At 53.5% G+C, this 25,976-nt stretch carries 26 protein-coding genes; 12 read left to right on the forward strand and 14 right to left on the reverse strand.

Going from position 1 to position 25,976, the window contains the following annotated elements; translation table 11 throughout:
• Nucleotides 1–4 precede the first annotated feature (4 nt).
• Nucleotides 5–946: a fatty acid biosynthesis protein FabY gene (gene fabY, locus ACE38U_RS18970; RefSeq protein ID WP_375530355.1), complete on the forward strand. Its 942-nt coding sequence runs from the start codon at nt 5–7 to the stop codon at nt 944–946.
• Nucleotides 947–960: 14 nt separating this feature from the next.
• Here fabY and ACE38U_RS18975 read toward each other — a convergent pair whose 3' ends face one another.
• Both ACE38U_RS18975 and ACE38U_RS18980 read right to left on the reverse strand, forming a co-directional pair.
• Nucleotides 961–2,643: an AsmA family protein gene (locus ACE38U_RS18975; protein WP_375530356.1), complete on the reverse strand. Its 1,683-nt coding sequence runs from the start codon at nt 2,641–2,643 to the stop codon at nt 961–963.
• A 121-nt stretch (nt 2,644–2,764) separates the two neighbouring features.
• The gene (locus ACE38U_RS18980) at nt 2,765–4,156 is read right to left on the reverse strand and encodes a nucleobase:cation symporter-2 family protein (RefSeq protein ID WP_038477212.1); all 1,392 of its coding nucleotides are present in this window, start codon (nt 4,154–4,156) and stop codon (nt 2,765–2,767) included.
• A 228-nt stretch (nt 4,157–4,384) separates the two neighbouring features.
• On the opposite strand from ACE38U_RS18980, the gene gltS reads away from it, so the two are divergent.
• A complete protein-coding gene (gene gltS / locus ACE38U_RS18985; protein WP_038477209.1) occupies nt 4,385–5,587 on the forward strand; it encodes a sodium/glutamate symporter in 1,203 nt (400 codons plus the stop codon).
• Here the strand turns inward: gltS and recG are convergent.
• Genes recG through gmk form a run of 5 tightly spaced genes read right to left on the reverse strand, consistent with a single transcriptional unit; the run spans nt 5,584 to nt 11,455 of the window.
• Nucleotides 5,584–7,665 (reverse strand): ATP-dependent DNA helicase RecG, encoded by a 2,082-nt coding sequence (gene recG, locus ACE38U_RS18990; RefSeq protein WP_375530357.1) that lies wholly within the window; start codon nt 7,663–7,665, stop codon nt 5,584–5,586. The genes gltS and recG overlap by 4 nt on opposite strands.
• Nucleotides 7,666–7,668: 3 nt before the next feature.
• Nucleotides 7,669–8,358, reverse strand: coding sequence for a tRNA (guanosine(18)-2'-O)-methyltransferase TrmH (trmH, locus tag ACE38U_RS18995; protein ID WP_038477203.1), 690 nt, complete (start codon nt 8,356–8,358; stop codon nt 7,669–7,671).
• Nucleotides 8,359–8,362: 4 nt separating this feature from the next.
• Nucleotides 8,363–10,483, reverse strand: coding sequence for a bifunctional GTP diphosphokinase/guanosine-3',5'-bis pyrophosphate 3'-pyrophosphohydrolase (gene spoT / locus ACE38U_RS19000; RefSeq protein ID WP_038477200.1), 2,121 nt, complete (start codon nt 10,481–10,483; stop codon nt 8,363–8,365).
• A gap of 18 nt (nt 10,484–10,501) precedes the next feature.
• A complete protein-coding gene (rpoZ, locus tag ACE38U_RS19005; RefSeq protein WP_008457417.1) occupies nt 10,502–10,777 on the reverse strand; it encodes a DNA-directed RNA polymerase subunit omega in 276 nt (91 codons plus the stop codon).
• 54 nt (nt 10,778–10,831) lie between these two features.
• Nucleotides 10,832–11,455: a guanylate kinase gene (gene gmk / locus ACE38U_RS19010; protein WP_038477197.1), complete on the reverse strand. Its 624-nt coding sequence runs from the start codon at nt 11,453–11,455 to the stop codon at nt 10,832–10,834.
• A 256-nt stretch (nt 11,456–11,711) separates the two neighbouring features.
• Here gmk and ligB point away from each other — a divergent pair, with 256 nt between their 5' ends.
• Nucleotides 11,712–13,403, forward strand: coding sequence for an NAD-dependent DNA ligase LigB (gene ligB, locus ACE38U_RS19015; protein WP_375530382.1), 1,692 nt, complete (start codon nt 11,712–11,714; stop codon nt 13,401–13,403).
• On the opposite strand, the gene ACE38U_RS19020 is transcribed toward ligB, so the two are convergent.
• Nucleotides 13,397–14,014, reverse strand: a complete 618-nt coding sequence (locus ACE38U_RS19020; protein ID WP_038477194.1) for a trimeric intracellular cation channel family protein — start codon at nt 14,012–14,014, stop codon at nt 13,397–13,399. The two genes, ligB and ACE38U_RS19020, sit on opposite strands and share 7 nt — an antisense overlap.
• A 187-nt stretch (nt 14,015–14,201) precedes the next feature.
• Between ACE38U_RS19020 and ACE38U_RS19025 the strand changes: the two genes are divergently transcribed.
• Entirely contained in the window at nt 14,202–14,591 is a 390-nt protein-coding gene (locus ACE38U_RS19025) for a hypothetical protein (protein WP_176982985.1), read from the forward strand.
• A 36-nt stretch (nt 14,592–14,627) separates the two neighbouring features.
• Here ACE38U_RS19025 and ACE38U_RS19030 read toward each other — a convergent pair whose 3' ends face one another.
• Nucleotides 14,628–15,491 carry a YicC/YloC family endoribonuclease gene (locus ACE38U_RS19030; protein WP_038477188.1) on the reverse strand — a complete coding sequence of 288 codons (864 nt, stop codon included), beginning with the start codon at nt 15,489–15,491 and terminating at the stop codon, nt 14,628–14,630.
• 125 nt (nt 15,492–15,616) lie between these two features.
• Here ACE38U_RS19030 and rph point away from each other — a divergent pair, with 125 nt between their 5' ends.
• Together rph and pyrE are read left to right on the forward strand one after the other, a co-directional pair.
• A complete protein-coding gene (gene rph, locus ACE38U_RS19035; protein ID WP_038477184.1) occupies nt 15,617–16,333 on the forward strand; it encodes a ribonuclease PH in 717 nt (238 codons plus the stop codon).
• A gap of 82 nt (nt 16,334–16,415) precedes the next feature.
• Nucleotides 16,416–17,057 (forward strand): orotate phosphoribosyltransferase, encoded by a 642-nt coding sequence (gene pyrE, locus ACE38U_RS19040; RefSeq protein ID WP_038477181.1) that lies wholly within the window; start codon nt 16,416–16,418, stop codon nt 17,055–17,057.
• 46 nt (nt 17,058–17,103) lie between these two features.
• Here pyrE and slmA read toward each other — a convergent pair whose 3' ends face one another.
• The 3 genes from slmA to coaBC form a co-directional block, all read right to left on the reverse strand.
• Entirely contained in the window at nt 17,104–17,700 is a 597-nt protein-coding gene (gene slmA / locus ACE38U_RS19045; RefSeq protein WP_016538879.1) for a nucleoid occlusion factor SlmA, read from the reverse strand.
• Nucleotides 17,701–17,820: 120 nt separating this feature from the next.
• Nucleotides 17,821–18,279, reverse strand: coding sequence for a dUTP diphosphatase (gene dut / locus ACE38U_RS19050; RefSeq protein WP_016538880.1), 459 nt, complete (start codon nt 18,277–18,279; stop codon nt 17,821–17,823).
• The gene (gene coaBC, locus ACE38U_RS19055; RefSeq protein WP_144244099.1) at nt 18,257–19,468 is read right to left on the reverse strand and encodes a bifunctional phosphopantothenoylcysteine decarboxylase/phosphopantothenate--cysteine ligase CoaBC; all 1,212 of its coding nucleotides are present in this window, start codon (nt 19,466–19,468) and stop codon (nt 18,257–18,259) included. The genes dut and coaBC overlap by 23 nt, the downstream gene beginning before the upstream one ends.
• Nucleotides 19,469–19,633: 165 nt before the next feature.
• On the opposite strand from coaBC, the gene radC reads away from it, so the two are divergent.
• The 4 genes from radC (at nt 19,634) to mutM (ending at nt 21,828) form a co-directional block, all read left to right on the forward strand.
• Complete coding sequence (gene radC, locus ACE38U_RS19060) at nt 19,634–20,311, forward strand: RadC family protein (protein WP_144244042.1); 678 nt, start codon at nt 19,634–19,636, stop codon at nt 20,309–20,311.
• A gap of 214 nt (nt 20,312–20,525) precedes the next feature.
• Nucleotides 20,526–20,762, forward strand: a complete 237-nt coding sequence (gene rpmB / locus ACE38U_RS19065; protein ID WP_008457442.1) for a 50S ribosomal protein L28 — start codon at nt 20,526–20,528, stop codon at nt 20,760–20,762.
• A 20-nt stretch (nt 20,763–20,782) separates the two neighbouring features.
• The gene (gene rpmG / locus ACE38U_RS19070) at nt 20,783–20,950 is read left to right on the forward strand and encodes a 50S ribosomal protein L33 (RefSeq protein WP_003024094.1); all 168 of its coding nucleotides are present in this window, start codon (nt 20,783–20,785) and stop codon (nt 20,948–20,950) included.
• Nucleotides 20,951–21,018: 68 nt separating this feature from the next.
• A complete protein-coding gene (mutM, locus tag ACE38U_RS19075; protein ID WP_375530358.1) occupies nt 21,019–21,828 on the forward strand; it encodes a bifunctional DNA-formamidopyrimidine glycosylase/DNA-(apurinic or apyrimidinic site) lyase in 810 nt (269 codons plus the stop codon).
• Here mutM and coaD read toward each other — a convergent pair whose 3' ends face one another.
• Nucleotides 21,829–22,308: a pantetheine-phosphate adenylyltransferase gene (coaD, locus tag ACE38U_RS19080; RefSeq protein WP_038477164.1), complete on the reverse strand. Its 480-nt coding sequence runs from the start codon at nt 22,306–22,308 to the stop codon at nt 21,829–21,831.
• A gap of 8 nt (nt 22,309–22,316) precedes the next feature.
• Nucleotides 22,317–23,594, reverse strand: coding sequence for a lipid IV(A) 3-deoxy-D-manno-octulosonic acid transferase (gene waaA, locus ACE38U_RS19085; protein WP_038477160.1), 1,278 nt, complete (start codon nt 23,592–23,594; stop codon nt 22,317–22,319).
• A 434-nt stretch (nt 23,595–24,028) separates the two neighbouring features.
• Here waaA and ACE38U_RS19090 point away from each other — a divergent pair, with 434 nt between their 5' ends.
• Nucleotides 24,029–25,153 (forward strand): glycosyltransferase family 4 protein, encoded by a 1,125-nt coding sequence (locus ACE38U_RS19090; RefSeq protein ID WP_375530359.1) that lies wholly within the window; start codon nt 24,029–24,031, stop codon nt 25,151–25,153.
• Complete coding sequence (gene rfaP, locus ACE38U_RS19095) at nt 25,146–25,943, forward strand: lipopolysaccharide core heptose(I) kinase RfaP (RefSeq protein WP_375530360.1); 798 nt, start codon at nt 25,146–25,148, stop codon at nt 25,941–25,943. The genes ACE38U_RS19090 and rfaP overlap by 8 nt, the downstream gene beginning before the upstream one ends.
• The last annotated feature ends 33 nt before the right edge of the window (nt 25,944–25,976 follow it).

Consider the following 25,976-nt stretch of genomic DNA (forward strand, 5'->3'; position numbering starts at 1 on the left):
ACGTATGTATCACCTTCGTGTGCCACAAACAGAAGAAGAACTTGACCGTTATTACCAGTTCCGCTGGGAAATGTTGCGCCAGCCGCTACACCAGCCTAAAGGCTCCGAGCGCGATGCATGGGATGCGATGGCGCATCATCAGATGGTGGTGGATGAAGAGGGTAATACCGTTGCCGTAGGCCGCCTTTATATTAATGCCGATAACGAAGCCGCGATTCGGTTTATGGCGGTACACCCTTCGGTTCAGGATAAAGGTTTAGGTACGCTGGTAGCGATGGCTCTGGAGTCCGTAGCGCGGCAGGAAGGCGTTAAGCGCGTAACCTGCAGTGCACGTGAAGATGCCGTGGCGTTTTTCTCCAAGCTGGGCTTTGTTAACCAGGGCGAAATCACAACCCCGCAAACCACGCCTGTACGCCACTTCCTGATGATTAAGCCGGTCGCCACGCTTGACGATATCCTTCACCGGGGCGACTGGTGTGGGCAGCTGCAGCAGGCCTGGTACGAACATATCCCGCTTAGCGAGAAAATGGGCGTGCGCATACAGCAGTACACCGGGCAAAAATTCATTACTACGATGCCGGAAACGGGCAACCAGAATCCGCACCATACGCTCTTCGCGGGGAGCCTGTTCTCGCTGGCCACGTTAACCGGCTGGGGACTTATCTGGCTGATGTTGCGTGAGCGGCATCTGGGCGGCACGATTATTCTGGCCGATGCCCATATCCGCTATAGCAAACCGATCACCGGGAAACCGGGGGCAACCGCCGATTTAGGATCTTTGAGCGGCGATCTGGACAGGCTTGCCCGTGGCCGTAAAGCTCGCGTTGCGCTTGAGGTTGAGCTTTACGGCAATGAAACGCCCGGCGCCGTATTTGAAGGTGTTTATCTCGTGCTGCCCGCTAAGCCGTTTGGCCCCCTGGAAGAGGGCGGTAACGAAGAGGAGTGATCCCTGGACGCAGGTTACGCGCCGGGAACTTCTCCATTATGCATAGTCTGTTGGATCTGTTGCCCGCTGGCGCCTGTGGCCTGCAGGCTGCCGTTTACTGTCGGTTTCAGAGCCGAATTGGCTGATACCTGCCCGGTAACCGAAACCTGCAGGTTACCGTCGCCCTCGAGCGGAAGAGAAGGCCAGCCCCAGGCGTGCAGCACGTTCACCGGCACGCTCTGGCCCTTCAGGCTAACGCTGACGGCCCGTTGAGGCGTTTGGCTCACGGTTGCCGTTGCTTCCAGTAATCCTTTCCCGGCGAAGGCGCTCAGCTCCGTGATCGCCACCTGGCTCTGATTTGCCGTTAACGACAGCGACGGGCGGCGCACGTCAACCCGGTTAAAGGTGGCGGCGGCGGCATTAAACGAGGCATTGCCTGACCAAATTCCCCATTGATGATCCCGCGCCAGCTGAATATTCGTCGCTGTACCATCCAGGCCTGTCATTTGGAACGGCCATGCCGGGTCGATATCGATAATCAGATTGCGATTAGCCGAAAACTTTTTCACCGTGATGCTATTCAGCCAGTCCGGAAGCGTCTCCATCCACAGGGCCTTCCAGTTGGATGGCAGCGTATATTCGAGCCCGCCCACGACGACTTCATCCATCACCGCCTGATTACCCTCGCGCAACCATTGCCCGGAAGCGCGGACTAAACCGCCTTCCCAGCGGGAGCTGAACTGGCGGAGCGTGGCCGCAGCTGGAGCAAAATCGACGTTTACGATCGGATCCTGCAAATGCAGCGAGCCGTTGATGAACTCGCTGGCGTTCATCGACAGCTGGCCGTCATCGCTTTGCCAGCCTCCGTTAGCCAACGTCAGATTACGCAGGCTAAGGGCCAGGTCGCTCACCGCCCACTCTTTCCCTTCCAGCCGCGCATCGGTTATCTCAAGGCGATCGATGGTTAACGAGGGAATCGACGTCACCGGCGCTAGAAAATCGCTGAGCGATTTTGCCGTTTGCAGGCGAATATCGTTCAGGCGTAGGCTGCCAACCTCCCACGAGCCGTCGGCATTGCGGTGGGCGTTGCCGGTCAGCGAGCCACGTGCAACGTCCGCACCGAGAGTGGTCAGCGTGACTTGTTCATTATCCAGGTTTCCCTGCAGCAAGACGTTGCTGGCGTTGACGCCATTAAGCGTCAGTGAGCCCGCGCTGAAGGCTATAGTGGCTTTATTGCCCAGTACTTTCCCGGCCTGAGGCCTCCAGGGTGAAACGCCGCCCTCAACGCGCTGAGCGCTGAGGTTCCACTCGCTATCCGGGCTGTTAATGGCCATATCCTGCAGCTGCAGTTTATCTGCCTCAAGCGGGAGCGGAACGGCGTTCGAACTGAGATTCAGCGTTCCCTGCTGGAGCAAAATAGTGTCGACATAGAGTGGCTGAGAAAACTGTCGCGTACTCAGGCCAATATCCACGTTCTTTGCTACCAGCGTTGCGGGCTGGCCGCTGCGGCCAAAAGTAACGTTATGAAACATCAGGTGAGTGGGCGAAGACCAGTCGTGTTCCATCTCATTGAAAGAGAGATGGTAGTTGGTTTTTTCATTCACCCAGCTGCTGATTTGGCCAGCGCCCCAGCGGGTTTGCAGCAGGATGTAAAAGGCAATCAGCGCCAGTATGACAAGGCCCAACAGGATAAGAACCAGCTTTCCGAGGAATTTCATTGCCTTCCGCTCCATTGAGTTTCGCTAAGGGTGTTATGCCCCATTTACCGCTATAGCTCAAGGAAGGGATTGTCAAAGGAGGTTTCGCGCCGGCAAAAACAGCCGCCGGCGCGTGAGGGAGTTACGCTTTTTCCGGAGGGAAAACCAGGTTCAAAATAATGGCTGTGATCCCGCCAGCGGCAATGCCTGAGGAAAGCAGGGTTTTCAGCCAGTCTGGTGCAAACTGCAAAATCAGCGGCTGCTGGGAGACGCCCAGACCCACGGCGAGCGACAGGGCGATAATCATAATCGCGCGGCGGTTTAGCGGTTCGCGGGAAACAATACGTACGCCGGAGGCCGCAATGGTGCCGAACATCACAATCGTTGCGCCGCCGAGAACCGGCTCAGGAATGTGCTGCACGAAGCCACTGACCGCCGGGAATAAGCCAAGCACGATCAGCATCAGCGCGACAACAAAACCGACATAGCGGCTGGCAACGCCGGTCAGCTGAATGACGCCATTGTTCTGACCAAAGCAGGAGTTAGGGAAGGTATTGAACACGGCAGAAACGCAGGAGTTGAGGCCGTTTGCCAGCACGCCACCCTTCAGACGCTTCATGTAAAGTGGGCCAGAAACCGGCTGCTCTGATACGTCAGAGGTGGCGGTGATATCGCCGATGGTTTCCAGCGAGGTCACCATAAAGACCAGCATCAGCGGGATAAGCAGGCTCCAGTCGATGCCAAGGCCGTAATACAGCGGCATTGGTACCATTATAAGGTCGGTGTTAGCTGGCTGAGTTGTGGCAGGCAGCATGTCCAGCGCCCAGGCCAGCAGATAGCCCACGGCCATTGCAATAACCAGCGAGGCTACGCGCAGGTAAGGGTTACGCTGGCGGTTTAGCAGGATAATAACCAGCAGAACCGCGCCCGCCAGCAGCAGGTTTTTCGGCGCGCCAAAGGTATGGTCAGCCATTGCGCCGTAGCCGCCGCCGATAGAAGTTAGCCCAACCTGAATCAGCGACAGGCCGATAATCATCACCACCACGCCGGAAACCAGCGGCGTAATAATGCGGCGGGCCAGGTGCAGGACGCGAGAAATCAGCATTTCCGTGCAGCTGGCAAGCATCAGGGTACCGAACAGCGCGGCCATCATCGTCGGCACGTCCGCGCCGCCGTTTTTTAGCGCCATACCGCCCATAATCAGCGGTGAAACAAAGTTAAAGCTGGTGCCCTGAATCGACAACAGGCCTGAACCTACCGGCCCCCAGGCTTTGATTTGAATAATCGAAGCCACGCCAGAGGCAAACAAAGACATGCTGATAATGTGCTGAGTGTCTGATGCCGGTAACCCCAACGCCTGGCAAATTAACAATGCCGGGGTAATCACCGCCACAAACATAGCCAGCAGGTGCTGACAGGCGGCGAAAAGCGTTTGTGGAAGCGGCGGGCGATCTTCAAGGCGATAGATTAGTTCGCTCGGTTGAGTCTGCGCAACCGGTTGCGCATTTTCTGACTCTACGGCATTGACGGACATCAGGCGTTATCTCGTGGCTGGAAAAGCGCTGATTTTAACGGACTGAACGGTAAAAGCAAACGATTGCCAGCATGTGAGGGTAAGAGTGAAATGTCATAAATCAGTCATTATTTATAACTGATACGCGTTTTTTGGTTAAAATGTGCCGGCTGATTTCATGAATGACGGAAAAACAGCAAAGGATAATTAAGCGCGCGACTAATGGATGCGCAATAAAGGAGCACTGCAATGTTTCATCTTGATACCCTTTCTACTCTGGTGGCCGCTACGTTAGTCCTGCTTCTGGGGCGTAAAATGGTCCACTCCGTCCCTTTTCTCAAGAAGTACACCATTCCTGAACCCGTCGCTGGTGGGCTGCTGGTCGCCGTTGCGCTGCTGGTCCTGAAAAAAAGCATGGGTTGGGAAATTGAGTTTGATATGAGCCTCAAAGATCCTTTGATGCTCGCTTTCTTTGCCACTATCGGCCTGAACGCCAATATCGCCAGCTTGCGCAAGGGCGGGAAGGTGGTGGGGATTTTCCTGCTTATCGTCGTTGGGCTGCTGGTGATGCAGAACGCTATTGGCATCGGTATGGCCAGCATGCTGGGGCTCGATCCGCTGATGGGGCTGCTGGCAGGCTCGATAACCTTATCCGGCGGGCACGGTACCGGTGCGGCCTGGGGCAAGCTCTTTACCGAGCGCTATGGCTTCCAGAATGCGACGGAGGTTGCCATGGCCTGTGCGACCTTTGGCCTGGTGCTGGGGGGGTTAATTGGCGGCCCGGTTGCTCGCTATCTGGTGAGGCATTCTTCTACGCCGAATGGCGCCCCGGATGATAATGAAATTCCCGGCGCGTTTGAAAAGCCTGACGTAGGGCGTGTCATTACGTCCCTGGTGCTGATTGAAACTATTGCCCTGATTGCCATTTGCCTGACGGCCGGACGCGTCGTTGCCGGATTGCTGCAGGGGACGCTGTTTGAGCTGCCGACGTTTGTCTGCGTGCTGTTTGTCGGCGTCATTCTCAGTAATTTACTGGCGGCGGTGGGGTTTTACCGCGTCTACGAGCGTGCGGTTTCGGTGTTGGGCAACGTTTGCCTGTCGCTGTTCCTGGCGATGGCGTTAATGAGCCTTAAACTTTGGGAGCTGGCTTCTCTGGCGCTGCCTATGCTGGCTATTCTGGCCGTTCAAACGCTGTTTATGGCGCTATATGCCATCTTTGTGACCTGGCGTTTTATGGGCAAAAACTACGATGCGGCGGTGCTGGCCGCCGGTCACTGTGGTTTTGGCATGGGCGCCACGCCGACGGCTATTGCTAACATGCAGGCAATTACCGAGCGGTTTGGCCCGTCGCATATGGCGTTTCTGGTGGTGCCGATGGTGGGAGCGTTCTTTATCGACATCGTGAATGCGGTGGTGATCAAGCTGTTCCTGATGCTGCCGCTGTTTGCTTAAGCGTTGGAGTAGCGTTCGGTTTCCGGCATCCAGCGTTCAATCAGCGCCTTAGCCTGTTCGGGATAGCGTTCGTGAATATGGCGCGCCAGGCGCTGAACCTGCGGGATCATCCCCTGGTCCCGCAGCAGGTCGGCCACTTTGAATTCTGCGTTACCCGTCTGGCGAGTTCCAAGCAGCTCGCCAGGCCCTCGAATCTCCAGGTCTTTTTGCGCAATCACAAAGCCATCGTTGCTGTCTCTCAGCACCTGCAGGCGAAGCTGCGCCGTTTTGGATAGCGGGGATTTATACAGCAACACGCAATGAGAGGCCACCGCGCCACGGCCTACGCGGCCGCGCAGCTGGTGGAGTTGCGCAAGCCCTAAACGTTCGGGGTTTTCAATAATCATCAGGCTGGCGTTGGGCACATCCACGCCGACTTCAATCACCGTGGTGGCGACCAGAAGATGCAGTTCACCTAGCTTAAAGGCCTGCATCACCGCCTGTTTTTCCTGCGGCTTCATACGCCCGTGCACCAGGCCAATATTAAGCTCCGGCAGCGCGGTTTTGAGCTCTTCCCAGGTGACTTCTGCCGCCTGGGCTTCCAGCAGTTCAGACTCTTCAATCAGCGTGCAAACCCAGTAAGCCTGGCGTTTCTCGTCGCGGCAGGCGCTGCGTACGCGCTCGATTATCTCGCCCCGTCGGGTATCGGCTATCGCAACGGTGGTGACCGGCGTTCGTCCCGGCGGCAGCTCGTCAATAACGGAAGTATCAAGGTCGGCATAGGCGGTCATCGCCAGCGTGCGCGGAATAGGGGTCGCGGTCATGATCAACTGATGAGGGTGAAAGCCCTGAATCTGGCCTTTTTCCCACAGCGCCAGGCGCTGATGAACGCCAAAACGGTGCTGTTCATCAATGATAACCAGCGCCAGTCCGGCAAACTGTACCTGTTCCTGGAAAATAGCGTGAGTGCCGACCACCATTGAAACCTGACCGCTGGCGATGGCTTCCTGTTGCGCAATTCTGGCCTTCCCTTTCTGCTTTCCGGCAAGCCAGCCCACTTCGATGCCTAATGGTTCAAACCACAGACGGAAGTTATTGGCGTGCTGTTCTGCCAGCAGCTCGGTAGGTGCCATCAGGCCAACCTGCTTCCCATGAGCAATAGCTCTCAGCGCGGCAAGTGCGGCAACCAGCGTTTTACCGGAACCCACATCGCCCTGTACCAGGCGCATCATGGGGACGTCCAGCGCCATATCGCGTTCTATTTCTGCCACGACTCGCGCCTGTGCCCCGGTAGGTTTAAAGGGCAGGGCAGCAAGCAGTTGGTTTTTTAGCTCGTCGTGATTGCCCAGCTGCAGCGCATGGTAACGCTGTGCCCCGGCGCGTAGTGCCAGCATGCTCAGGTTATGGGCAAGCAGTTCTTCGAGGATCAGCCGCTGCTGCGCAGGATGCTTACCGGTTTCGAGATCGGCCAGTTTCATGTCCGGCGGCGGGCGGTGCAGGGTGCGTAACGCTTCCGGCAGGCTCATCATGCCCTGGCTCAGCTCGGCGGGCAGAAGCTCGGTAATTGCGCAGGTATCCAGCAGCTCAAGCGCCTGATCGGTCAACTTACGCAGTGTGGCCTGGCGGATGCCTTCAGTTGTCGGGTAAACCGGCGTGAGCGTTTCCTGCAGATCCGGCGTGCTGAGATCCCCCTGAATGCGGTATTCAGGATGGAACATCTCGGCACCGTATTTACCGCGTTTGGCTTCACCGTAAGCGAGCACGCGCTTTCCGGTGGAAAGGCTGTTCTTCATCGCCGCGTTGAAATTAAAGAAGCGCAGGGTAAGAATGCCGGTGCCGTCGCTAATCTGGCAGGTCATCATTCGGCGGCCGCCGAAGGAGATATTGCAGTTCAGCACTTCACCTTCCACCGTGGCGTAAAGGCCGGGTTGGAGATCGTTAATGGGGTAGAGATGGGTGCGGTCTTCGTAGCGAAGCGGCAGGTGCAGCAGTAAATCCTGAATCGTGTGCAGGCCAATTTTGGCCAGCTTGCCGCTCTGGCTGGCACCCACTCCGGCAAGCGTGCTTAGCGGTATGGCATCCAGCAGGCGGCCTTTCATGGCTTACTTCGCTGACTGCATCGTTGCCCACCATGCGGCATCAGCTTCTATCTCACCCTGCTGATTCACATGTGGGTACGGTAAGCCTTTACGGCGGGAGACGTTCGCCAGCACAGGGTAACCGCCTTCAAACAGCAATCTCTGCTGCTCTGATTCCGGTAACGTACTGTTTTCGCGGCGATACATGCCTGCATTTTGACGCTGGCGCTGAGCTTCATACAGAATCAGCGCGGAGGCAACGGAGACGTTCAGCGACTGCACCATGCCAATCATCGGGATGATGATGTCCTGGTCAGCAAGCGCTAGCGCCTCTTCGGTAATGCCGGTTTTTTCCTGCCCCATCAGAATGCAGGTTGGGCGGGTATAGTCTATCTCACGGAAATCGACGGCTTTATCGGAAAGATGAGTGGCCAGAATCTGCATTCCGCTGCTTTTTAGCTGAGTAACGGCCTCGCCGATAGTCTTGTGCGTTTTGACTTCAACCCAGGAGTTGCTTCCTGCAGCGGCAGACGCCATGGTGCGCATACGGTTTCCGGGCCAAACGGCGTGCACTTCATGCACGCCTACGGCATCGGCGGTACGGATGATGGCGGAGACGTTATGGGGCTTATGCACCTGCTCCATACACACGGTCAGGTCCGGCTGGCGTCTGGCGAGCATCTCGCAAATACGCGCATAACGTTGAGGATTCATAACACTAATTTCTGTTGCGGGTAACTTTAATCACATCCGGCATCACGCGAATTTTGCGCATGATGTTAGCCAGATGGACGCGATCCCGGGCTGTCAGACGAATAAAGGCGCTGTACACTCGGCCGTCTTTCTCTTCGGTATTCAGGCTTTGAATATTAGAGCCAGCGGTATTGATTGCCGCGGTGAGATTCGCCAAAGCGCCCTGGTGGTTAAACATGTCCACCTTGATCTCGGTGATGAACTCCTGCTCGGTCTCTTTATCCCACTCCACGGCCATAAACTTCTCAGGCTCTTTCTGGTAGCCACGAATATTTCGACAGGATTCATGGTGGATAACCAGCCCTTTGCCCGGGCTGACGTGAGCGACGATAGGATCGCCTGGAATTGGGCGGCAACACTTAGCGAAGGTGATCAATACGCCGTCGGCGCCTTTGATCGGTAAATTGCTGTGGCCTGTCGATGCCGTAGTACCGGGTTGAGCGGTAATCGACGATTCACCCTGCAGGTTTTTCGCCACCACCACGCTCATCGCGTTACCGAGGCCAATTTCAGCCAGTAGATCGTCAAGAGACGCAAGCTTCATGCGGTCCAGCTCACGCTGGAGATTTTCCGCCGGAATTTCTGCCAGTTTACGGCTACCGCCCAGCGCATGGTTGAGCAGACGGCGACCCAGGCTTACGGAGTCATCACGCTTAAGGTTTTTCAGCATCTGGCGAATTTTGGCGCGAGCTTTCGAGCTGACGACAAAATTGAGCCATGCGGCGTTTGGCCGCGCGCCAGGCGCAGTGATGATTTCGATAGTTTGCCCGCTGGTCAAAGACTGTGAAAGCGGGTACGGCTGGCGGTCGACGCGAGCGCCGACGCAAGCGTGGCCGATATCGGTATGCACGGCGTAGGCAAAGTCCACCGGCGTCGCGCCAGCGGGCAGCTCTACAATGCGGCCTTCCGGGGTGAAAACGTAAATCTCATCCGGGAACAGATCGGATTTTACGCTCTCGATAAATTCAAACGAACTACCGGCGCTTTGCTGCAGCTCCAGCAGGCTCTGCATCCAGCGCTGAGCGCGAATTTGCGCGGTAGTGCTGCTTTCGCCCTGTTCTTTATAAGCCCAGTGCGCAGCGACCCCCATTTCCGCCATCTGATCCATGTCTTCGGTACGGATTTGCACTTCAACCGGGACGCCGTGCGGCCCAATCATTGAGGTGTGCAGAGACTGATAGCCGTTCGCTTTCGGAATGGCGATGTAGTCTTTAACCCGGCCCGGACGAGGCTTGTAGAGGCTGTGCATTTGCCCGAGGACTCGATAGCAGGTGTCCATATCGTGGACAATGACGCGAAACGCGTAGATATCCATGATCGAATGGAAACGCTGTTCTTTGAGCGTCATCTTGCAGTAAATGGAGTAAAGGTGCTTCTCGCGACCGCTTACGCGGCAGGGGATGCCTGCTTCCTGTAAACGCCCGTCGATTTCCGAGAGGATCTTTTGAATCATCTCTTTGCGGTTACCGCGCGCCGCTTTTACCACTTCTTTTATGACGCGGTAGCGGTTTGGGTAAAGCGCTTCAAAGCCGAGCTCTTCCAGTTCGGTTTTCAGGTGATGAATACCGAGGCGGTGAGCGAGTGGGCTGTAGATTTCGAGGGTTTCACGGGCAATGCGTCGACGCTTATCCGGGCGCAGTGACCCGAGCGTACGCATGTTGTGGGTACGGTCAGCAAGCTTGATCAAAATGACGCGGATATCCTGCACCATCGCCATGATCATTTTGCGGAAGTTTTCGGCCTGAGCCTCTTTCTTATCGCGGAACTTCAGTTTGTCTAGCTTAGAAACCCCTTCCACCAGTTCGGCAACGCTTTTGCCAAACAGCTGTTCCATATCCTGGTAGGTGGCCGGGGTGTCTTCAATCACGTCATGCAGAAGCGCTGCCATGAGCGTTTCATGGTCGAGTTTCATCTCGGCCAGGATACAGGCAACGGCGACTGGATGGGTGATGTAGGGTTCACCGCTTGAACGAGTTTGTCCCTCGTGAGCATCACGTGCGACAAGGTATGCCTGCCGGAGGCGCTTAATTTGCTCCTCTGGCAGATAACTTTGAATCAGCTGATTCAGGCTTTCAAACAGATACAAGGGCTACCCGCAGGCTAATTAACGACGACCTTCAGCAATAGCAGTTACGGCCTGCAGTTCTGCGGCTTCCTGCTCTTGCTGTTCCTGGCGCTCACGCACATCGAGAATCTGGTTGGTGATCAACCCTTCTTCGATTTCACGCAGTGCGATAACGGTCGTTTTATCGTTTTCTTCCGGTACCAGCGGATCTTTACCGCCAACCTGCATCTGACGAGCGCGACGCGCGGCCACAAGTACCAGGTCAAAACGGTTACCAATTTTCTCTACAGCGTCCTGAACGGTTACGCGTGCCATAATTAAAATGCTCCACAGGTGAAGAAATGACTGGGCATGATACTGAAACTGGTGTCAGTCTGCCAATAGTTTGCTGATTAAAGCGTCATGTCGCATCTTTTGGCGACCCATTCGTAGACGCTCGGCACGAATGATTATCTTTAAATCAGACAGGGCGGTATCGAAGTCGTCATTAACGATAAGGTAATCATACTCCGCATAGTGACTCATTTCCGCAACGGCTTGCGCCATGCGTTTTGCAATCACTTCTTCGCTGTCCTGGCCGCGGCCACGCAGGCGGCGGTCAAGCTCGTCTTTTGACGGCGGCAGAATAAAGATACTGCGGGCCTGAGGCATTTTCTGACGAATCTGCTCTGCACCCTGCCAGTCGATATCCAAAAATACATCCACGCCGGTTGCCAGGACGTTTTCAATCGCGCGACGCGACGTACCGTAGTAGTTACCAAACACTTCCGCATGCTCAAGAAAAGCGTCTTCAGCGATCATCTGCTGAAATTCGTCTTTGCTGACAAAGAAGTAATGTTCCCCGTGATTTTCACCAGGGCGCACACCACGAGTGGTATGAGAGATGGAAACCTGGGTGTCATACAGCGGTTGTGTCTTTAACAAAGCCTGGATGAGGCTGGATTTACCCGCGCCACTTGGAGCGGAAACAATATAAAGCGTGCCTTGAGCCATGAGTTCTAACTTAATCGGTATGCATAAAGGGAAGAGCGTCTACCGGCATATTATACACACCGCCGCCGTGGTACGTAGATTTTGTCATCGGCTGGCGCTTTTTTTCTCGTGTTTTACGCGATGTTTTCCACTTCTTTGCTGCTTTCTATGTAACAAAACAGGTTTTTAGGGCGCCATCTCGCGTGAGGAGTAATTCTCGCTCGTGAAAAATGCAGTACCTGGTTATACCTCCGCTGAGAAAGATAATGGGGGCAACATGAAAGGGATAGCATTAGTACTGAGCGTTGTTTTACTTAACGTCACGGCCACTGTGTCGGCCTCGTGCCCGGCATGGTCAGCGCTAAGAACACAGACAGAAATTGAAAGTCTGGCGAAGCGGCTCGCCATTCTGGATGACTCTTACTTTCAGCAGGGAAAAAGCCTGGTGAGTGATGCGGTTTACGACAACTTGCAGGCGACACTCTCCGTATGGCGGCGTTGTGTTAAGCCGGGAATAGATGGAGAACCCGTCAGGATGGGCTCCGCAGGGCGCTTCCCTCATCCTGTTGCACATACCGGACTCAAAAAGTTGCCGGATAAACGAGCTGTTGCGCTATGGGGGAAAGGGCGTCAGGGGTTATGGGTGCAGCCCAAAATTGACGGCGTGGCGATAACGCTGGTCTATCAACAGGGCCGGTTGGTGAAAATGCTCAGCCGCGGCGATGGCTTAAAGGGAGAGGACTGGACGCATAAAGCTGCCGGTATTGCTGCAATTCCTCCTCAGGTTTCTGGGCCACTTGCGAACAGCGTATTGCAGGGAGAACTTTTCCTGAAACGAGACGGCCATATTCAAAGCCAGATGGGGGGCATAAATGCGCGTTCTAAAGTTGCCGGGGAGATGTTGCGTACGGGACCCGTTAGCGAGCCGAACCTTCTGGGCGTATTTATATGGGCCTGGCCGGAGGGTCCTGAAGGTATGGTCGAAAAGGGAAAGATATTGCGTGATGAGGGATTTTCACTCACCGCTGCCTGGTCCATGCCGGTAGCCAATATTGACGAGGTGACCCGTCTGCGTGATAGCTGGTTTAACCAACCACTTCCTTTTGTCACGGATGGGGTTGTGATTCGCCAGCAACGTGAACCCCAGTCTACTTTCTGGCAACCAGGCCAGGGAGAATGGGCCGTAGCGTGGAAATATCCTCCTGCAGAAAAAATCGCCGAAGTCCGTAACGTTGATTTTGCCGTTGGGCGTACCGGCAAGGTATCCGTCGTGCTTGAGCTGGAGGAGGTGCAGCTCGACGATAAACGTGTTCGGCGGGTGAACATTGGCTCGCTAAAACGCTGGAAAGAATGGGATGTCGTGGCCGGTGACAAAGTGAAAATAAGCCTGGCTGGTCAAGGAATACCTCGTGTGGACGAGGTTGTCTGGCGCGTCAGCCAGCGAGAAACATCAATACCGGAAATGGCTTCATTTACTCCAGTCAGCTGCCTTTATTCATCCGCAGAGTGTGCAGAACAATTTATTGCCCGTCTGACATGGATGAGCCAAAAGCCCGTGCTTGATTTAGCGGGAGTAAGCCAGAGTACCTGGCGGCATTTGCACATGCGCACGCGGCTTCAGCATATTTTTTCATGGCTGACGCTGAGCAGAGAAGAGGTGTCAGCTTTGCCCGGATTCTCTTCGAAAAAAACCGAGCTGCTATGGCATCAATTTTCTTTATCCCGAAAGCAGCCGTTTATTCGTTGGGTGATGGCTTTAGGAATGCCGCTGCCGCGAAGTGCGCATGAAGCCATCAAATATAAGCGCTGGTATCAACTGGGAGACTGGACGCTATCACGTTGGCAAACTTTGCCCGGCGTGGGGCTTAAGCGGGCAAAGCAGTTAATGGATTTTATGAAACATCCACAGGTTGTTGCCCTGGCCACCTTCCTGGGCCAGTACAACATTCAGGGGTTTAGCCGTCAGTGATCGGCGTGCTTGTAATGAAAGACCGGCAGGCCAAGGCGCAGGCGAAGCGCAAGCAACCGAGCGGTGAATCCGAATAATAAGGTCGCAATCACCACGACGTCATGGCTGCTAACGTAGTGCTGAAGCGCGATATAAAGCACGGCCGAAGCAAAGGCGACACCGGCATACAGTTCTTTTTGGAACACCAGTGGAATGCGTTTGCAGAACATATCTCGCAGCACTCCGCCGAAGACTCCCGTGATCACGGCGGCAATGGTCGCAATGATAGGGCCTTCACCCATATCAAGGGCAACCTGAGCACCGATGATAGAGAAAACAACCAGACCCAGCGCATCAAGTACCAAAAAGAGTTTACGCAGGTGTGGCATCACCGGGGCCATGATAGTGGTGAGTACCGCCGCGATGGCAACAATCACAACGTACTCGGGGTGTTTCACCCAGCCGAGGGGATAGTGGCCAAGCAGAATATCGCGAACTGAACCTCCGCCCAGTGCCGTAGCGGTTGCGATGATAATGACGCCAAACGTATCCATGCGGCGGCGGCCGGCGGCAAGCGCCCCGGTCATGGCTTCCGCCGTGATACCAATCAGATAAAGGATGTGTAGCAGCATGTCTGTCCCCTCAGAAAACAGGTGGAGGGTAACGTTTTGTGTGCTGTATCACGATTGAGATTTTCTAAGTTGAATGAAAAAGGATTAGTTTTATTTATCCAAAAATGAAGGTTTGTTCCTTCTGTGTTGAAGTTTGTTTGATTATTTTTTTGATAAATGGATTAGTAAAATTATTTAAGGAGGGTCGATGAAAATACTGGCGATGTTAAAAGCGCTAGCGAACGGCATCCATCCAGAGACAGGAGAGATTTTGACCGCCGAATCGACAGCAAATAAGCCGGAAGCAATACGAATACTGTTTGCCCTGATAGAGGAGCTGTCGGCTACGCCGGAAAAACAGAAAAAAACAAAGCTGACGCCGGAGGAAAAACAGCAGCGTAACCTAGCAGAGGGGCGCCCGGCAAAGTCTTACTTCCCCTGGACTGAAGAAGAGAAAGTAATCCTGGCGGAACGTTTTGGGCAAAGTGAGGCTATTGAAGCCTTAGGCGGTGAGTTTGGACGTTCTGCGCGTGCGGTGGCTATTCAGCTAGAAAAGATGGGGCTCATTACGGCGGAGCAGCGTTTAGCGTATACGTAAAAAGAAAAAGCCTGCTGAACGCAGGCTTATACGGCATCACTCGATATTCTGAATCTGCTCGCGCATCTGTTCGATCAGGACTTTCAGCTCGATAGCCGAACTTGTGACATCTGCATTGATTGACTTAGAAGCCAGCGTGTTCGACTCGCGGTTAAACTCCTGCATCATAAAGTCGAGGCGGCGGCCAACGGCTTCTTTCTTTTTCAGGATGTTATAGGTCTCTTTGACGTGTGCTTCGAGGCGGTCCAGTTCTTCAGCGACGTCAATGCGCTGTGCCATCAGCACCAGCTCTTGCTCAAGGCGGTTGTTCTCAAGCTGAACTTCGGCTTCTTCCAGCTTGTTAACCAGGCGCTCGCGCTGCCATTTCACGACTTCTGGCATTTGGGCGCGAACCTTAACCACTTCGCCGCTGACGCCTTCAAGGCGCTGTTCAATCAACGCTTTCAGCGCCTGACCTTCGGTCTCACGGGCAATAACAAAGTCGTCCAGCGCGCCGTCAAGAGCGGAAAGTATTTCGGCGGTGATTGCGTCAAGATCCTGCTCCTGAGCGGCCATTACGCCCGGCCAGCGAAGAATATCAACCGGGTTAATTTCACCTTCATCGCTTTGCATTTTGACCCAGTTAGCGGCCTCAACCAGCTGCTTAGCCAGTTTTTCGTTAAGGATCAGTGACCCCTGCGCACGAGCATCGGGCTCGAACCGCAGGTTGCATTCGACTTTACCGCGCGTAAGGCGGTTGCGGATGCGCTCGCGGGCAACGGGCTCAAGACTGCGGAACTGCTCCGGCATGCGGATATACGTTTCGAGATAGCGCTGGTTTACCGAGCGTAATTCCCAGGAGGCAGAGCCCCATTCACCTTTTACTTCACGCCGGGCGTAGGCGGTCATACTGCGGATCATAGTACGTACCCGTTTTCAGCTAATGTATGGGGGGATTATAGCCATCAGGGGTCTTGCAGGATAGGAATAAGCGCCTGAAGTCCGTATAATGCGCAGCCACATTCGTTTTAGCCGGAGATAAGCCCATGCGTCCATCAGGTCGTAGCGCCGAACAAGTGCGCCCAGTTACCCTGACCCGTCATTACACTAAACACGCTGAAGGTTCCGTGCTTGTCGAGTTCGGTGATACCAAAGTACTGTGCACCGCGACGCTTGAAGAAGGCGTGCCTCGCTTCCTGAAAGGTCAGGGCCAGGGATGGATCACCGCTGAATACGGTATGTTGCCGCGTGCAACCCACAGCCGTAATGCCCGTGAAGCGGCAAAAGGCAAACAGGGTGGCCGTACTCTTGAGATTCAACGTCTTATCGCTCGTTCACTGCGTGCAGCTGTGGATTTAAAAGCGCTGGGTGAATTTACCATTACGCTTGACTGTGACGTTCTGCAGGCCGACGGCGGCACCCGCACTGCTTCTATCACCGGTGCCTGCGTGGCTCTGGCCGATGCGCTGAATGGCCTGGTTGCCTCCGGCAAGCTGAAAACTAACCCAATGAAAGGCATGGTTGCGGCGGTTTCCGTTGGCATCGTCAACGGCGAAGCACTCTGCGATCTGGAGTATGTCGAGGACTCAGCGGCCGAAACCGACATGAACGTTGTCATGATGGAAGACGGACGCATGATTGAGGTGCAGGGCACCGCAGAAGGCGAGCCGTTCTCCCATGAAGAGCTACTGGCGCTACTGGCGCTGGCTCGAGGGGGCATTGATTCCATCATCACGTCGCAGAAGGCGGCGTTAGAAAATTAATTTTTTAAAAGCGACTGAGAAGTCGCTTTTTTTATGTCCGTGTAACTTTTATGTCCGTGTAACAATGCTAAGGAGCGAATCCATGAAACCGTATCAGCGCCAGTTTATTGAGTTTGCGCTTAACAAACAGGTACTCAAGTTTGGCGAATTCACGCTGAAATCCGGGCGTACGAGCCCCTATTTCTTCAACGCCGGGCTGTTTAATACCGGGCGCGATCTGGCGTTATTAGGGCGTTTCTATGCAGCCGCACTGATGGATTCCGGTATCGACTTCGATCTGCTCTTCGGCCCGGCCTATAAAGGCATTCCTATTGCTACCACGACGGCGGTTGCGCTGGCGGAGCATCACGAGCGCGATGTGCCTTACTGCTTTAACCGTAAAGAAGCGAAAGACCACGGTGAAGGCGGTAACCTGGTCGGCAGCCCGCTTCAGGGGCGCGTTATGCTGGTGGACGATGTGATCACGGCTGGGACTGCTATTCGTGAGTCGATGGAGATTATTGCCGCGAATGGCGCGAGCCTGGCCGGCGTTCTCATTTCTCTCGACCGACAGGAACGCGGCCGCGCCGATATCTCTGCCATCCAGGAAGTTGAGCGTGATTATCAGTGTAAAGTCATCTCTATCATCACTCTTAAAGATCTGATTACCTATCTGGAAGAGAAGCCTGAGATGGCGGACAAGCTGGCTGCGGTGCGCAAATACCGTGAAGAGTTTGGGGTTTAAGCTTTTTTTTGAGAATCAGTAAAAAGGGCCTTATGGCCCTTTTTTATTAGTAAAGCTGAGCGGCAATCAGCGGCCAACGGGTATCAAAATCATCCGTGGGCAGATAGCGGAAATCACTTCGTACAAAACGCGACAGCATCCCTTCGCAGAAGGCCAGAAGCTGGCTAGCCAGCAGAGCTTCATCGGTGGTAAACCCTTCGCCTTCACGCATCTTTTTTTCACGCATGACCTGGCGCAGCTGAACCTCAATGCGTTCAAAAAGCTGATTAATGCGATCCTGCAGGCGATCTTGTTCAAACATAAGCGCGTGACCGGTGAGAATACGCGTCAGGCCCGGATTCCGTTCACCAAAACCTAAGACCAGCAGCACGATTAACCGCAGGCGGGCTAAGGTGTCTTTTTCATCTTTCAGAATCAGGTTAATGCGGGTAATCAGGCTGTCTTCGATAAACTCAATCAGGCTATCGAACATTTTCATTTTGCTGGGAAAATGTCGATAAAGAGCGGCTTCGGACACGCCAACGGTTGCCGCCAGTTTAGCGGTGGTAATCCGTTGGCTGCCGTCGCTGGATTCAAGCATTTGCGCCAGAGACTGAAGTATTTCCTCGCGACGATTCCTTTTCGCGGTCTGTTTTTCTGCCATGTTCTAAAATACCCCTGAAAAATACCTTGTCAGGTAAACACCGAACCGCGCCCGCAAACGCCTGGTTTGCGGTCTGTTTTAACGTTATCAGCGCGGTAGGGTTACGTTTATAAAACGGTATTACTGGCGGCCAGAATGGCCAAAGCCACCTTCGCCGCGATCGCTGGCGTCAAAATCTTCAACCAGGTTAAATTCGGCCTGGACGACAGGTACAAAGACCATCTGTGCAATGCGCTCACCTGGCTGAATGGTGAAGCTATTTTGGCCGCGGTTCCAGACAGAAACCATCAGTTGCCCCTGATAATCGGAGTCAATCAGCCCCACCAGGTTGCCCAGCACTACGCCGTGTTTGTGGCCCAGGCCGGAGCGAGGCAGGATTACTGCGGCCAGGGAGGCATCAGCAATATGGATAGCCAGGCCGGTAGGCAACAGCGTTGTTGCACCAGGGGCAAGTTCTACGGCGTCATCCAGGCAAGCACGCAGGTCAAGACCGGCAGAGCCGGAGGTGGCATAGGTTGGCAATGGGAACTGCTGACCAACACGCGGGTCCAGAATTTTAACGTCGATTTTTTTCATCATAGCGGGTAACGATCTCGTCCAGTAAAAGGTGGCCAAGGAGTGCTTTACGCTCAAGCGGTAAGACTTTGTCTCCCTCCTGCCAGAAAAGGTGCAATGCGTTGCTGTCGCTATTAAACCCTTGATTATTCTGAGATACGTCATTGGCGCAGATCAGATCCAGGTTTTTAGCAGTACGCTTTTTCCGGGCGTATTCTTCCACATTATTTGTTTCGGCGGCAAACCCTACAACATAAGGGCGGCCTTCGGAAAGCGCCGCGACCCCGGCAACCACATCCGGGTTTTTAACCATTTTCAGAGTAATTTCATCGCCTTGCTTTTTAATCTTCTCGTCGGCAACAACCGCAGCGCGGTAGTCGGCAACGGCGGCGCAACCAATGAAAATATGCTGCCCGGATACTCTTTGCTGGACCGTATCATTCATTTCCAGCGCCGTTGTGACATCAATTCGGTTTACCCATGCCGGGGTTGGCAGATTGACCGGCCCGGAAATCAGGGTGACGTTAGCGCCGCGAGCCGCCGCAGCTGCGGCGATAGCAAAGCCCATTTTACCTGAGCTGTCGTTGGTGATGTATCTGACGGGGTCCAGACGTTCGCGCGTTGGGCCGGCGGTAATCATGACGTTCAGATGTTGCAGATCTTTGACGACGGAAAAATGTTCCACCGCCATATCAACCAGCGTCAGTGGGTCCAGCATACGTCCTGGCCCGATATCCCCACATGCCTGGCTGCCGCTATCCGGCCCCCAAATCAGCAGACCACGAGCGGTTAGAACGTCCAGATTATGTTGGGTTGCAGCCGCACGGTACATTTGCTGGTTCATTGCCGGAACGACGGCAACCGGAGCTGGCGTTGCCAGGCAGATTGTACTGACCAGGTCGTTTGCCATTCCCGCTGCTACACGCGCAATCAGGTCTGCCGTTGCAGGCGCCAGTATGACTAAATCTGCCCATTTGCCTAGTTCAATGTGGCCCATTGCGGCTTCGGCAGCGGGATCTAACAGACTGTCGGACACCGGATAGCCTGACACGGCTTGTAAACTTAGTGGCGTGATAAAGGCCTTCGCCGCCTCGGTCATTACCACTCGTACATCCGCTCCGCGATCGCGCAGACGACGAACCAGCTCAGGTGTTTTATAGGCAGCAATGCCGCCGCTGACACCAAGAACAATTTTCTTGCCGGAAAGTCCCATCATGATTTTTATCCGTTGGAAGATACAGTCGAATGCCTATTTTATCACAATCGCTGTCATGCGCCTTTTTGCAGTTTGCGAGGCATCACGCAAGACCAAAACCCGCCCATCGCCCGAGAAGAAAAAAGGCCGCACTATAGGCTGTGTAAGAGAGGGAGGGTCGTCATGAAAAAGGATATTGATCTTGATAAAGCGCATTTACCCCGTGAAAAACTGCTTCAATTTGGCGTCAGTTCACTCACGGATACTGAGCTTCTGGCGCTATTCTTGCGCACCGGCCACCACGGCATGCATGTCCTGGCCTTTGCCAGCATGCTTTTACGCGAATTTGGTTCCCTGCACCGCTTATTGTCGGCTGACTACTCTCATTTCAAGAAAGTGAAAGGTATCGGCGAAGCAAAATACACTCAGCTGCACGCCATTGCGGAGCTGGCCAGGCGCTACTATTCGTCTCAGGGTGTGAACGAACTCTCCATGCTTACGCCTGACCGGGTACGGGAGTACCTTCAGAGTCAGCTGATGACCGAGCAGCGTGAGATATTTATGGTTCTGTTTCTGAATAACCAGCACCAGGTCATCAAGTGTGAGCGTTTGTTCGCCGGCACGATAAGCCACGTTGAAGTCCATCCGAGAGAAATTGTCCGCGAAGCGATGAAATGCAACGCGGCAGCCATTATACTGGCGCACAACCACCCGTCAGGTAAGGCCGAACCCAGTAAAGCAGACCGGGCTATTACGGAACGTATCGTGAAAGTTTGCCTGTTTATGGAAATTCGAGTGCTTGATCATCTGGTTATTGGTCACGGAGAGTACGTTTCTTTCGCTGAACGAGGGTGGATTTAGTTCATCAGGCGCGATCCATAGGGATCTTTGTCTGTTCGGGACTTGAGCACATGCCTCACACAGCGTATACTACGCCACCTTTGAGAATCTCGGGTTTGGCATTATGCGCCTGGCACTGTGGTTCACATTGAACCGCCAGGGACCAGGCTTGCAGCCTGACGAGGCGCCTAACCCTATACGAAGCTCGAGCTAATTTGATTTTTGGAGAATAGACATGTCCCGAGTCTGCCAAGTTACTGGCAAGCGTCCGGCGACCGGTAATAACCGTTCCCACGCACTGAACGCGACTAAACGCCGTTTCCTGCCGAACCTGCACTCTCACCGTTTCTGGGTTGAGAGCGAGAAGCGTTTTGTCACCCTGCGTGTATCTGCTAAAGGTATGCGTGTAATCGATAAGAAAGGCATCGATACAGTTCTGTCCGAACTGCGTGCCCGTGGCGAAAAGTACTAAGTACTTAGAGGAAATAAATCATGGCTAAAGGTATTCGTGAGAAAATCAAGCTGGTTTCTTCTGCTGGTACTGGTCACTTCTATACCACCACGAAGAACAAACGTACTAAGCCGGAAAAACTGGAGCTGAAAAAGTTCGATCCAGTTGTCCGTCAGCACGTTTTATACAAAGAAGCCAAAATTAAATAATTCTGGTAACTTTGTTGAAGAAACCCGGCTCAGGCCGGGTTTTTTTATGCCTGCTTCCCGGAGGAGAGATGCCTGAATTACCTGAGGTAGAAACCAGCCGACGCGGTATCGAGCCGCATCTGGTGGGTGAAACAATCTTGCATGCGGTTGTACGCAATGGGCGACTGCGTTGGCCGGTTTCTGATGAAATCCATGCCCTGAGCGATAAGCCGGTGCTAAGCGTGCAGCGGCGAGCAAAGTATTTGCTGTTGGAATTACCTGATGGCTGGATAATTATTCACCTGGGAATGTCCGGCAGCCTGAGGATCCTTGCGCAAGAGCTTCCGGCGGAGAAGCACGATCATGTTGATCTGATCATGAGCAACGGAAAAGTCCTGCGCTATACCGACCCGCGCCGCTTTGGCGCCTGGCTGTGGGCCAAAGAGCTGGAAGGCAGCAACGTATTGGCGCATCTTGGGCCTGAGCCGCTGAGCGATGCATTCAATGCCGGGTACCTGCGTGAGAAATCCGCCAAAAAGAAAACGGCCATTAAGCCCTGGCTAATGGATAACAAACTTGTTGTTGGCGTAGGGAATATCTATGCCAGCGAATCTTTGTTTGCAGCAGGTATTCATCCTGACCGCAGCGCGCAGTCGCTGTCAAAAAAAGAGTCTGAAATACTGGTTGCGGCGATCAAAACGGTATTGCAGCGCTCTATCGAACAGGGAGGAACGACGCTAAAAGACTTCCTCCAGTCCGATGGTAAACCCGGCTATTTTGCGCAGGAGCTGCAGGTGTATGGGCGGGAAGGAGAGCCGTGCAGGGTTTGCGGTGCGCCGATTGTTGCCGGTAAGCATGCGCAACGCAGCACTTACTATTGCCGCCGCTGCCAGCGATAGCTATTTAAGCCTTTCGATAAGCGCTTTACAGACATGCTCAGGCAGGAAGTGAGCGACATCTCCATGATGGCGCGCCACTTCTTTGACCAGGGAAGAAGAGACAAACGACCACTCTTTCGACGGCATCAGGAATACGCTTTCCAGTTCCGGCATGAGATGCCGGTTCATGTGAGCCAGCTGCATCTCATATTCAAAATCTGCAGCGGTACGTAAACCGCGAACCAGTACGTTTGCCTGCTGATTGCGGGCAAAGTTTGCCATTAAATCGCTAAAGCCCAGAACCTGAACATTAGGCAAATGTGCAATTGCCTGCTGCGCCAGCGCGACGCGTTCATCAAGGGTAAACAGTGCGTTCTTACTTGGGCTTGCCGCAATGGCAAGGATCACCTGGTCAAACATATTGGCTGCACGGGTAACAATATCAATATGGCCGTTGGTGATGGGATCGAAGGTCCCCGGATAGATTGCACGCTTTTGCATATCTGACCTTAGTGTGTTTTAGGGGGGAGATAAGGTTCCAGCAGCTGCAACAGGCGCTGTAATGCGCCCTGATTCTGGTAGAGCACTTCCACAGCATGGCGACCGTAGAAGTTACGATAATCCTCATCTGTGAGCAACGACGCAATCTCTTTTACTAACGACGGCTCATCGGCCACGGTGATGAGGCCATCTGCCTGCGACAGGCGCGCGCAGATGTCTTTGAAGTTAAAGGTATGCGGCCCCATTAACACCGGAATAGCGTGCGCAGCTGGCTCAAGAGGGTTATGGCCGCCACGTTCGACTAACGAGCCGCCAACAAAGGCTAAATCGGCAATGCCGTATAGCAGCATCAACTCACCCATGGTATCGCCGATGACGACCTGCGTACTGGAAGAGGGAACCTCTCCAGAAGAGCGGGTGGTATAGCTCAACCCCGCATTTCGCACCAGGTTAATGGCATCCGGGAAGCGTTCCGGGTGGCGAGGGACAAGAATCAGCAGCAGATTAGGAAACTGTTTTAAAAGCGACTGATGAGCCTGAATGACAATGCTTTCTTCGCCTTCATGCGTACTGGTGGCTATCCAGACAGGGCGGTGCGGAGCCCACTGTCGACGAAGCGTGACGGCCCGGGCTGCAAGTTGTGGCGTTACGGAGATATCAAATTTAAGGCTACCGGTTACGGTCAGTTGGCTTCGCTTTGCTCCCAACGCAATAAAACGTTCGCCGTCTTCTTCATTCTGAGCCGCGATGAGCGTGATGCGCTGTAGCAGCGTACGGACAAAGTCACCGAGTTTTGCATAGCCTTTAGCTGAGCGTGCAGAAAGCCTGGCATTAGCAATGACCAGCGGAATGTAGCGCTTGTGCAGGGCGGCTATCAGGTTCGGCCAAAGCTCGGTTTCCATGATAAGCACCAGCTTCGGATCGACTTTATCAAGGAAACGGTTAAGCGCGCAGGGTAAATCATAAGGCAGGTAGACGTGCTGGACGTCTTGTCCGAAGGCGGACATTACCCTCTCAGAACCCGTTGGGGTCATTGTCGTGACGGTAATCGGAAGCTCTGGATAGCGGTGGCGCAGGGCTCGCACCAGGGGAATGGCGGCCAGGGTTTCACCCACGGAAACAGAATGCAGCATAATGCCGCCGGGCTTGAGCGGTTTTTTATAGAAACCGTAGCGCTCGCCAATGCGTTTACGGTATGCCGGAGCTTTACGACCGCGCACCCACAATCGCAGCCAGATGAGTGGCTGTATGAGGTAAAGCAGTATGGTGTAAAGCAATTGGAGCATAGGACACGGCTGACATTATGAATGTGCTGGGGATTCTATGTATTTAACCTGAGCTTTGCCATTACTTTTGCGGAATTTGCCTGAAATGACCCCTGATTGTTCCTGGTGATATTCGCTTGGGTGTTTTTTTCAATTTCTATTGAATAGATGAGGGTAAATTCTGGGTTTGCAAACCGTGCTGGTAAGGCATTACGACTAGAGATAATTGAGATAATTTTCTTATTTTATAATAGGTTGTGCTTTGCTTTGTGCGATTGATATTCATATCGGATTGCCCCCTGATAAATGCTACACTATGCAACGTTTTGGAAGGCATTCGGGACTCGTCAATGTTGGAAAATTGAGCATTTTATTTCCGACATTATCGACCTGGTTAGAGCGATTTTTCCCTATGGTTTGTCTGACTTCGGTTTAGGCCTCACGGATATAAGTACATGATCATTGCTTTTTGCTTATACAAATACTTTCCCTACGGCGGCCTGCAGCGCGATTTTATGCGTATAGCTCAAACCGTTGCTTCTCGTGGGCATCACGTCAAAGTGTTTACCCAACAGTGGCAAGGGGAGCATCCTGAGCAGTTTGAAATCGTTCTTGTTCCGGTGACGGCTCGTACAAACCATGGCAGAAATGCGCAGTATCATCAATGGGTTGAGAATGAACTGAAGGTGCATCCGGTCGATAGAGTCGTCGGATTCAACAAAATGCCCGGTCTCGATGTTTATTACGCAGCTGACGTCTGCTATGCCGAAAAGGTTGAGCGTGAAAAGGGCTTTTTCTACAAATTGACCGCTCGTTATCGGCACTATGCGCGATTTGAGAAAGCGACGTTCCAGCAGGGAAAGAAAACTCAGCTGCTGATGCTGACGCCAACGCAAATTGCTGATTTCAAAAAGCACTATCAGACGGAGTCGGATCGCTTCCATATTATGCCGCCGGGAATTTACCCCGACAGGAAATACAGCAACCAGATTGCAGACAGCCGGCAGGTTTACCGCCAGAAGAACGGAATCGATCCACAGCAGTTAATGGTTTTACAAGTGGGCTCGGATTTTAAGCGCAAAGGCGTGTTTCGTTCGCTGGAGGCGATAGCCGTGTTGCCGGAAACCTTGCGCAAAAGAACGCGTTTTCTGGTCGTAGGGCAGGATAAACCCGGGCGTTTCGAAGCCAGGGCGCGGCAGCTTGGAATTGCAGATAACGTGCAGTTCTTTTCAGGCAGAGATGACGTTGCTGAGCTGATGGCTGCAGCCGATATACTGATCCATCCTGCGGTCCAGGAAGCGGCTGGGATTGTTCTGCTGGAAGCTATCGTTTCTGGATTACCGGTTCTGGTGACGGAAGTGTGCGGGTATGCACACTATATTGAGTCTGCTCGCTGTGGCGAGGTGATTCCTGAGCCGTTTAACCAGTCGACGTTGAACCGCTCACTTTTCAATGCGTTAGAGAATGATGCGTTGCGTAATCAATGGGCCGAGCATGCGCGGCATTATGCCGACAGTGAGGATCTGTACAGTTTGCCTGAGAAAGTGGCCGATATTATTTTAGGTTGTGAACATGATTGAGCTTAAAGAGCCGTTTGCTACGCAATGGCGCGGAAAAGACCCTTTTACTGAGGTTATAAAGCTGGAAGGAGAGGTCTTCCGTGCCCTGGAATCTCGTCGGACTATCCGTTTCGAGATGGAGGGTAAAGGCTATTTTCTGAAGTATCATCGTGGCACAACGTTAAAAGAAGTAGTAAAAAACCTGGCTTCATTACGTATGCCGGTGCTGGGTGCAGACAGAGAATGGTTTGCTATTCATCGGCTCAAGGAGCTTGGCGTCGACACGATGAAGGGCGTTGCGTTTGGACAAAAGGGGCTGAATCCTTTAGAACGAACCTCTTTTATTATTACCGAAGACCTGTCCCCAACCGTGAGTCTTGAAGACTATTGTGCAGATTGGGCCGTCAAGCCACCCGAAGTTAGCGTGAAACGTGCAATTATCCAACGCGTGGCCGGGATGGTTAGGGATATGCACCGTGGCGGCGTAAATCATCGGGATTGCTACATATGCCACTTTCTTTTGCATTTACCGTTTGAGTCCCCAAAAAAACCGTTCAAGATATCGGTGATTGATTTACACCGGGCTCAAATTCGTCCCGCCGTACCTCGACGTTGGCGAGACAAAGACCTCATCGGTCTTTATTTTTCATCTTTGCACATTGGGTTAACTTCTCGCGACATTTACCGATTTCTGAGCATTTATTTTGCTGTGCCATTACGCGAAATCATCAAGAATGAGTCAGCTTTGTTTGCCACCGCAGGCGTTAAAGCACAAAAGATACAGAAAAGAACGGTAAGAAAGTCATTATAATTAATTAAAAGTAAAAGCCCTGTAAGGTATGAG

Source organism: Cedecea selenatireducens (assembly GCF_042138895.1).
GTDB classification, from domain to species: domain Bacteria; phylum Pseudomonadota; class Gammaproteobacteria; order Enterobacterales; family Enterobacteriaceae; genus Cedecea; species Cedecea selenatireducens.

What these genes read in the sequence shown, in the direction of transcription:
- fabY (WP_375530355.1), top strand. Translation starts at nt 5, where the DNA reads ATGTATCACCTTCGTGTGCCACAAACAGAAGAAGAACTTGACCGTTAT.
- ACE38U_RS18975 (WP_375530356.1), bottom strand. Translation starts at nt 2,643, where the DNA reads ATGAAATTCCTCGGAAAGCTGGTTCTTATCCTGTTGGGCCTTGTCATA.
- ACE38U_RS18980 (WP_038477212.1), bottom strand. Translation starts at nt 4,156, where the DNA reads ATGTCCGTCAATGCCGTAGAGTCAGAAAATGCGCAACCGGTTGCGCAG.
- gltS (WP_038477209.1), top strand. Translation starts at nt 4,385, where the DNA reads ATGTTTCATCTTGATACCCTTTCTACTCTGGTGGCCGCTACGTTAGTC.
- recG (WP_375530357.1), bottom strand. Translation starts at nt 7,665, where the DNA reads ATGAAAGGCCGCCTGCTGGATGCCATACCGCTAAGCACGCTTGCCGGA.
- trmH (WP_038477203.1), bottom strand. Translation starts at nt 8,358, where the DNA reads ATGAATCCTCAACGTTATGCGCGTATTTGCGAGATGCTCGCCAGACGC.
- rpoZ (WP_008457417.1), bottom strand. Translation starts at nt 10,777, where the DNA reads ATGGCACGCGTAACCGTTCAGGACGCTGTAGAGAAAATTGGTAACCGT.
- gmk (WP_038477197.1), bottom strand. Translation starts at nt 11,455, where the DNA reads ATGGCTCAAGGCACGCTTTATATTGTTTCCGCTCCAAGTGGCGCGGGT.
- ligB (WP_375530382.1), top strand. Translation starts at nt 11,712, where the DNA reads ATGAAAGGGATAGCATTAGTACTGAGCGTTGTTTTACTTAACGTCACG.
- ACE38U_RS19020 (WP_038477194.1), bottom strand. Translation starts at nt 14,014, where the DNA reads ATGCTGCTACACATCCTTTATCTGATTGGTATCACGGCGGAAGCCATG.
- ACE38U_RS19025 (WP_176982985.1), top strand. Translation starts at nt 14,202, where the DNA reads ATGAAAATACTGGCGATGTTAAAAGCGCTAGCGAACGGCATCCATCCA.
- ACE38U_RS19030 (WP_038477188.1), bottom strand. Translation starts at nt 15,491, where the DNA reads ATGATCCGCAGTATGACCGCCTACGCCCGGCGTGAAGTAAAAGGTGAA.
- rph (WP_038477184.1), top strand. Translation starts at nt 15,617, where the DNA reads ATGCGTCCATCAGGTCGTAGCGCCGAACAAGTGCGCCCAGTTACCCTG.
- pyrE (WP_038477181.1), top strand. Translation starts at nt 16,416, where the DNA reads ATGAAACCGTATCAGCGCCAGTTTATTGAGTTTGCGCTTAACAAACAG.
- slmA (WP_016538879.1), bottom strand. Translation starts at nt 17,700, where the DNA reads ATGGCAGAAAAACAGACCGCGAAAAGGAATCGTCGCGAGGAAATACTT.
- dut (WP_016538880.1), bottom strand. Translation starts at nt 18,279, where the DNA reads ATGATGAAAAAAATCGACGTTAAAATTCTGGACCCGCGTGTTGGTCAG.
- coaBC (WP_144244099.1), bottom strand. Translation starts at nt 19,468, where the DNA reads ATGGGACTTTCCGGCAAGAAAATTGTTCTTGGTGTCAGCGGCGGCATT.
- radC (WP_144244042.1), top strand. Translation starts at nt 19,634, where the DNA reads ATGAAAAAGGATATTGATCTTGATAAAGCGCATTTACCCCGTGAAAAA.
- rpmB (WP_008457442.1), top strand. Translation starts at nt 20,526, where the DNA reads ATGTCCCGAGTCTGCCAAGTTACTGGCAAGCGTCCGGCGACCGGTAAT.
- rpmG (WP_003024094.1), top strand. Translation starts at nt 20,783, where the DNA reads ATGGCTAAAGGTATTCGTGAGAAAATCAAGCTGGTTTCTTCTGCTGGT.
- mutM (WP_375530358.1), top strand. Translation starts at nt 21,019, where the DNA reads ATGCCTGAATTACCTGAGGTAGAAACCAGCCGACGCGGTATCGAGCCG.
- coaD (WP_038477164.1), bottom strand. Translation starts at nt 22,308, where the DNA reads ATGCAAAAGCGTGCAATCTATCCGGGGACCTTCGATCCCATCACCAAC.
- waaA (WP_038477160.1), bottom strand. Translation starts at nt 23,594, where the DNA reads ATGCTCCAATTGCTTTACACCATACTGCTTTACCTCATACAGCCACTC.
- ACE38U_RS19090 (WP_375530359.1), top strand. Translation starts at nt 24,029, where the DNA reads ATGATCATTGCTTTTTGCTTATACAAATACTTTCCCTACGGCGGCCTG.
- rfaP (WP_375530360.1), top strand. Translation starts at nt 25,146, where the DNA reads ATGATTGAGCTTAAAGAGCCGTTTGCTACGCAATGGCGCGGAAAAGAC.